This window comes from Pseudomonas meliae (assembly GCF_001400515.1).
Classification (GTDB): Bacteria; Pseudomonadota; Gammaproteobacteria; order Pseudomonadales; family Pseudomonadaceae; genus Aquipseudomonas; species Aquipseudomonas amygdali.
In genome coordinates this window covers 1-6599 of the sequence record NZ_LJQT01000490.1, presented here as the reverse complement: position 1 = coordinate 6599, position 6599 = coordinate 1, and the positions used below count along the sequence as shown (strand labels likewise).

General features: G+C 58.1%; 5 protein-coding genes (1 of these 5 running past the window's edge). All 5 read left to right on the top strand.

The window, feature by feature from the left end; translation table 11 throughout:
* On the top strand, positions 1 to 2230 hold the 3' portion of the coding sequence (locus ALO64_RS22695; protein ID WP_054991808.1) for a TonB-dependent receptor. 62 nt of this gene lie to the left of the window's left edge; 2230 of the gene's 2292 nt are visible here — the last part of the coding sequence; its start codon lies beyond the left edge, outside the window; the stop codon is at positions 2228 to 2230.
* Positions 2231 to 2255: 25 nt separating this feature from the next.
* Positions 2256 to 2906, top strand: a complete 651-nt coding sequence (locus ALO64_RS22690) for a MotA/TolQ/ExbB proton channel family protein (protein WP_044345318.1) — start codon at positions 2256 to 2258, stop codon at positions 2904 to 2906.
* 62 nt (positions 2907 to 2968) lie between these two features.
* Positions 2969 to 4210, top strand: a complete 1242-nt coding sequence (locus tag ALO64_RS22685; RefSeq protein WP_044345316.1) for a phospholipase D-like domain-containing protein — start codon at positions 2969 to 2971, stop codon at positions 4208 to 4210.
* Positions 4211 to 4324: 114 nt separating this feature from the next.
* A complete protein-coding gene (locus ALO64_RS22680) occupies positions 4325 to 4810 on the top strand; it encodes a GNAT family N-acetyltransferase (RefSeq protein ID WP_004655458.1) in 486 nt (161 codons plus the stop codon).
* A 170-nt stretch (positions 4811 to 4980) separates the two neighbouring features.
* Positions 4981 to 6183, top strand: a complete 1203-nt coding sequence (gene mltA / locus ALO64_RS22675) for a murein transglycosylase A (RefSeq protein ID WP_044345314.1) — start codon at positions 4981 to 4983, stop codon at positions 6181 to 6183.
* Positions 6184 to 6599: the final 416 nt, after the last annotated feature.

The following is a 6599-nucleotide window of genomic DNA, read 5'->3' as shown; positions in this document are numbered from 1 at the left end:
CATGGCCATGGCTGATTCGAGTGCCAGTGACGTTGGCACCATTGGCGTACAAGGGAAGGCGACGGTGGGCGGTGGCTATATGGTTCAGGAGGAGAGCATCAAGGCGCGCTCCACGGTGACCAAGGAGGCGCTCGACAAGCAGACCGCAACAGGTAACGCGATCGACAAACTCAAATACACCCCGGGCCTGAATATCTCCAGTGAAGATGCCACCGGCCTGTCGGGCTTTCGCTATACCATGCGTGGCCTCAACTCCGATCAGGTCGGGATGTCGGTAGATGGCATGCCCATCAACGACTCCGGCAACTATGCACTGTATTCCAACCTGCTGGGCGACCCGGAAAACATCGATCAGATCTTCGTCACCCAGGGCTCTGCCGAGAGTGACGGCCCGCACATCGGTTCCAGCGGCGGCAACATCGGCATTGTGACCATTCGGCCCACCAAGGAAACCGGCGCGTTCGTCAAGCAGGTGGCGGGCAGCAATGGCACTTACAAGACCTTTGCGCGGCTCAATACCGGCGAAATCAACGGGCTGAGCAACTGGCTGTCGATGTCTCATACCGAAGGTCAGAAATGGCGCGGTGACGGTGCCGTGCGCGCTGACAAGGTGGAGTGGAACAGCTTCTTCGACATGGGCTCAGGCAATACGGCCAACCTGATCCTCAAGTACCACGAGCAGGATAACAACAGCTACAGCCAGCTCACCAAGAGCCAGTTCCAGCAGAACGGGCGCAAGTTTGACCCCTATCCTTCGACTCCCGCGCTGGGCAGCAACGGCAAGCTGTCCAGTTATTACGAACTGGCGCAAAACCCGTTCCAGACGTTCACCGCCGTGCTCAATACCCAATTCAAACTGGCCGACAATCTGGCGCTTTCAGTCATCCCCTATTACTTCTGGGGTAACGGCAGCGGAGTAAACAGTTCCTCCTATGCGCTCAACCGCGGCTCGAATCAGAACGGTGTATTCGACCTGAGCAACTTGCCGACGGCTGCCGCTTATAACGCTGATGGCTCATCGACCACCGGCGTGTATTACCGACCTTCGCGCACCCAGACCTGGCGTCCGGGGATCACCACCAAGCTCAATTGGGATGTCAACGACGAGCACAGCGTGCAAGTCGGCTACTGGTATGAGCGCGCGCGTCAGTTGCAGACTCAGCCTTTCATTCGCCTGAAGAGCAACGGCAAGCCGGAAAGCATCTGGCCAGACTCGGATTACATGGTCGATGCCAACGGCAATGAGATCCAGGGCCGTGATCGCTATACCGTGACGCCTGCACAAAAAGTATGGGCTCAGGACACCTGGTATTTCGCCCCGGACTGGACGCTGATCGGCGGCCTGGCCTACATGAATGTCGAGCGTGAAGGCAATAACCACGGCAGCCTTACCGAGCGGCCGGAAAAACGTGACCAGACCTACAACAAGCTGCTGCCGAACGTAGGCCTCAAGTATCAGCTGGATGAGCGTGACCAGTTGTTCTACAGCCTGTCGCGCAACATGCGCATACCGCAGAACTACGTCCTTTATGACCCGGGCACCGGTTCCATCAACAGCAAGCCGGAGACCAGCTGGAACCATGAACTGGGCTGGCGCTTTACCGAACAGGACATGACGCTGGCCGCCACCCTGTTCTACATGCAGTTCAAGGACCGCCAGGTGTCATCGAGAGACATCAATGGTGACTTTGCCGACATCAATGCCGGTGCAGTCGATAACAGCGGGCTGGAACTGGAGTGGAGCGGCCTGCTGCCGCACCATTTCAATTACTACACCTCGTACACCTACACCCGCGCCAAACAGAAGGATGACCTGACCGTTTTCAATAACGGCGCTGCCATCGAGCTGCCTACCAGCGGCAAGCAGTTTGCCAACGTGCCGAAGAACATGCTGGCCGCCAACATCGGCTACGACGACGGCAGTTATTACGGCACCTTCGGAGCCAAGTTCACCAGCGAGCTGTATGGCGACCTGACCAATGACGAAAGCATTCCGGGGCGCACCATCTTCAATCTGGGCGCGGGCATCTATCTGCCGGTGGACAAGAAAATCGTCAAGGATGCCACCTTGCGTCTGAACGTCGACAACCTGTTCGACAAGGAGTACCTGGACGGCGTGTACACCACCAAGACCAACGCAGGTACATACAGCGGCTTCCGCGATGGCGACCCGGCGTACATCGTCGGCGTCGAGCGTACCGTTACCGTTTCTCTTGAAGCCAATTTCTAATCTTCATTGACCAGAGGTCTGTGCCATGGACATGAATCAGCTTCACGACATCACCTTCTATGTGATGTACGCCGCCATCGCGGTAGCGATCTTTGTCGCGATCGAACGGGGTATCTACTTTGCTTACGTACGCCGTCAGGCACGGGCGCTGCAAACGGCACTCAGTGCTTCGGTGCACAGTGAAAAGGACCTGCCGGAGGCGCTGACACGCCGGGCCGGTTTGCCGCTGAGCATGGTCCTGCCGGTGCTTGTGCAAAAAAATGCTCAGGGCTCGCGCAGGGATCTGGATGATGTCATCGAAACCCAGTACCTGAGCACTCGCGCGCCGCTGGCCCGCAGCCTCTGGCTGATCGAGACCATCACTACCGCTGCACCTCTGTTGGGGTTGCTGGGCACCATTCTGGGCATCATCGACACGTTCCAGGCGCTGGCCAGTGCCGGGGTGTCCGATCCCGGGCAGATTTCTGCCGGTATCGGCACGGCGCTGTTCGCGACCGGGCTGGGTATTGCCATCGCCTTGTTCTGCGTGGTCTTTCATAACTACTTTCAGGACAGCCTGGAACGCATCAACGATCAACTCAAGATCCTGTTGATCCGCGCTTCCAGCGGCGCACAGGTGCAGGATGAAACCGAGCATTCGGCTGCCCCGGTCCAACCGAAATACCGCACTGCCTGATCAACCTGCGGCGTGTGCCCTTGGCATGCGCCATCCTCCCTGTGTCCGGCGATGAGGCCCGCATGTTCTTTGATCTTCCAGGCCGTAGGGTACTTACGCGTTCCCGCGTCGTGATCGCAGCGCTACTGCTGACGAGTTCGTTTGCGCAGGCCGACTTCGCTATTCCAGGTTTCGAGCTGGTACACACCGTTCCGCTCGGAACCGATTTGCAGACGCCTGACCTGCGAGCGCCCGGCGAGGTCTGGCGTGAACTGTTCGATGGAGCCCGCAAGGGTATCGATATCGAGCAGTTCTATGCCGCAGACCATGCCGGTTCGGTGATGGACAAGGTGCTTGAAAGCCTGACTGCAGCGGGGCAGCGCGGGGTGAAAATCCGTTTTCTGCTGGAGGAAAAAGGCCTGAAAATGTCCGATCCGCAGACCCTTGAACGGTTGCGGGCGATACCCAGCCTCACCTTGCGCGTACTGCCATACGCCAAGCTCAGGGGCAGCGGCATCATTCACGCCAAATTCATCGTCGTGGATGGCCGGCAGGCGTTCATAGGCAGTCAGAATTTCGATTGGCGCTCTCTGGAGCACATCCATGAAACCGGCCTGCGCATCGACGAGCCGAATGTCGTGCGCCAGACGCAGGCCGTGTTCGATCAGGACTGGCTAGCCCAGGCCGCCATCGCCGAAGGCAAACCGATTCCGGTGCCACACTCGAACAAGAATGCTTTGCCTGCTGGCAACTATCTGGTCGCCAGTCCGCAGCGCTATAACCCGCCCGGCGTACTCGACTCCCAGGCCGAGCTGCCGCGTTTACTGGCGCAAGCCAGCCGCGAGGTTCGCGTCCAGTTACTGGATTACGCACCCTTGTCCTACGGACCTGACAAAACCCGGCCTTACTATGCGGTCATCGATAACGCCATCCGCAGCGCTGCCGCCCGTGGCGTGTCGATCAAACTCATGGTGTCGGACTGGAACACAGACATGCCCGAAGTAGCCTATTTGAAGAGTCTGGCCCTGGTGCCAAACGTGCAGGTGCGCATTGTCACACTGCCCGTAGCCGCCGAGGGGTTCATCCCGTATGCACGTGTGATTCACAGCAAGACCATGGACATTGATGATCAGGTCGCATGGGTCGGCACCAGTAACTGGCTCGGCGGCTACCTCGACAACTCGCGCAACCTGGAAGTGGTGATGCACGACAGCACAATGGCCAAGCGCATCGGCGTTCTGCATGAGCAGCTATGGGATGGGCCGTATGCCAAACCAATCGACATCAACCGCGACTACCCGGAACCGCATCCGGGCCGGCCTTGAAAGTAAGCAGGCCAGCAGCCGGAAGGGCGACGCCGGGCGCTAAGCATGGCGGGTTGTATCGACAATCAGAATGCGTCTGAGTCCGGACTGAACAGGTCTGGCAAGGAGTCTGAAATGAGTTTGATCGTTCGTGCGATGGCAGACAGTGACTGGTCTTCGCTGGCTCAGATTTTTGAACAGCCGGTGTTCCGTTGGTGGACGCTTCGGATGCCATACCAGTCAGTCAACGACATAAAAAAACTTGTTGAAGGTCGCAGCGCTTCAGGCCTATCCCTGGTTGCCGAGCGAGATGGCATCGTTGTCGGGTGCGCCATGCTCTATCGCTTTCAGGGGCGAAGGCAGCACGTAGCTGATTTCTGGATGGGGGTCGCAGACGGTCATCATCGCCAGGGCATTGGCGACGAATTATTGAAAGAGCTGTCTGCAACCGCCTGCCGATGGATGAATGTAAAACGCCTGGAGCTTACCGTCTTCGTTGATAACGAGCCTGCTATTGCGCTTTATAAAAAGAATGGCTTTGTCATAGAGGGGACGCACCGGAAATTTGCCTATCGGGATGGTGAATACATAGATGCTTTCAGTATGGCGGCAGTCTACTGAGGTGCTCTGAATGGGGTGGCAGGAGCGGCCTTCAATAAACCCGCTCTTGATAGCAATATGCCCGGCTTTGGTGATGAATGAAGCTCCCCACTAGGCCCCTCTGCCCGCTTCAGCCACAATGACGCCTTTTACCCTCCAGCCTGCTGTGGGCTGTAAAAGGATTGCTGCTGATGATGCTCTCTTTCAAGCTATGGTTCCGTGGGCTGGCGCTGGCTTTGCCGCTGGCGGCCCTGCTGACCGCGTGTGACAAGTCCGATAAGCCGGTGACGCCGCCTGCACCGCCACACACCACTTATAGCCAGGCTGGTTGGGACGCGCTGCCCGCCGTGTCGGACGCCGACTTGCAAGCCGGGTTTGCCTCATGGCGCAGTGCGTGTGTTCGTCTGAAGGCTGATGCCGTGTGGGGACCGACCTGTGCGGCGGCGGGCAGCCTTGTGGCGGCTCCGGATGCGGCGCAGATCCGTACGTTTTTGCAGAGCCAGTTGCAGGTCTACAGCCTGCGCGCTGATGGCGGCAGTGCCGATGGCCTGATCACCGGTTATTACGAGCCTGTCTACCCTGGCAGCCTGACTCAGACCGCCACGGCTAACGTGCCGGTTTACGGCATTCCGGACGATCTGATCGTGGTCAATCTGGACAGCATTTATCCCGAACTCAAGGGCAAGCGCTTGCGCGGTCGGCTTGGGGGGCGGGTGCTCAAGCCTTACGACGATGCCGCGACGATCAACGCGCAGGGGTTGAATGCGCCGGTGATTGCCTGGCTGACCGACCCGATGGATGTGCAGTTCCTGCAGATTCAGGGCTCCGGGCGCGTGAGTCTGGAGGATGGCTCGCAGCTGCGTCTGGGCTATGCCGATCAGAACGGCCGCCCTTATCGCGCGATTGGTCGCTGGCTGGTGGAGCAGGGCCAGTTGAAGAAGGAAGACGTGACCATGGGCAGCATCGCAGCCTGGGCCAAAGCGCATCCGGAGCGGGTCAGCGAGTTGCTGGCCAGCAACCCCAGCTATGTGTTTTTTGCCCGTAACCCCGACAGCAATGAAGGCCCGCGCGGCTCGCTCAACGTGCCGCTGACACCGGGCTACAGCGTAGCCATCGATCGCAAGGTGATTCCTCTGGGTAGTCTGCTCTGGCTCTCCACCACACGGCCGGATGGAAGCAGCGTGGTGCGCCCGGTTGCGGCGCAGGACACGGGCGGTGCGATTGCCGGTGAGGTACGCGCCGATCTGTTCTGGGGCACGGGAGATGAAGCGGGCAAGCTGGCAGGCGATATGAAACAGAAAGGCAGTATCTGGTTGTTGTGGCCCAAGGGCATGCCACTGCCTCAGTCCACGGAAACAGTTCCTGCAACAACCCCGGCTCCTGCCAGTCACTGACATCCTCTCACCTCGATAGCTACCGTCCTGCTCAATGGATAGGTAGCTATCCATTGAGAACCCCCGTTTTCCTTCCAAACGCATTTGAAACAGCCAAATGCACGTTTTTCAGAGACAGAAATATATACAGAAAAGAAAACTTAACGTTCATATGTAAATCAGGGAAGAAATACATCGGATTATGGGGGGCGTCATAATGATATTGCGCGTTGGTATTGAGGCTTTTACACAGGGGTCGTGCATACCTGTCCTACTTCTACACCCTGCATTCCGCCAGACGCCATCCAACCTGCTCATATGGGAAATCTCCGAGCGGAATCGGGGGGTCGACAAGTCAGATATAACTGTAAAATAGACGTAGGGCATACGCTATTCGAGGCACGATATACTATATCAAGCTCTAGGAGGGTGTAGAC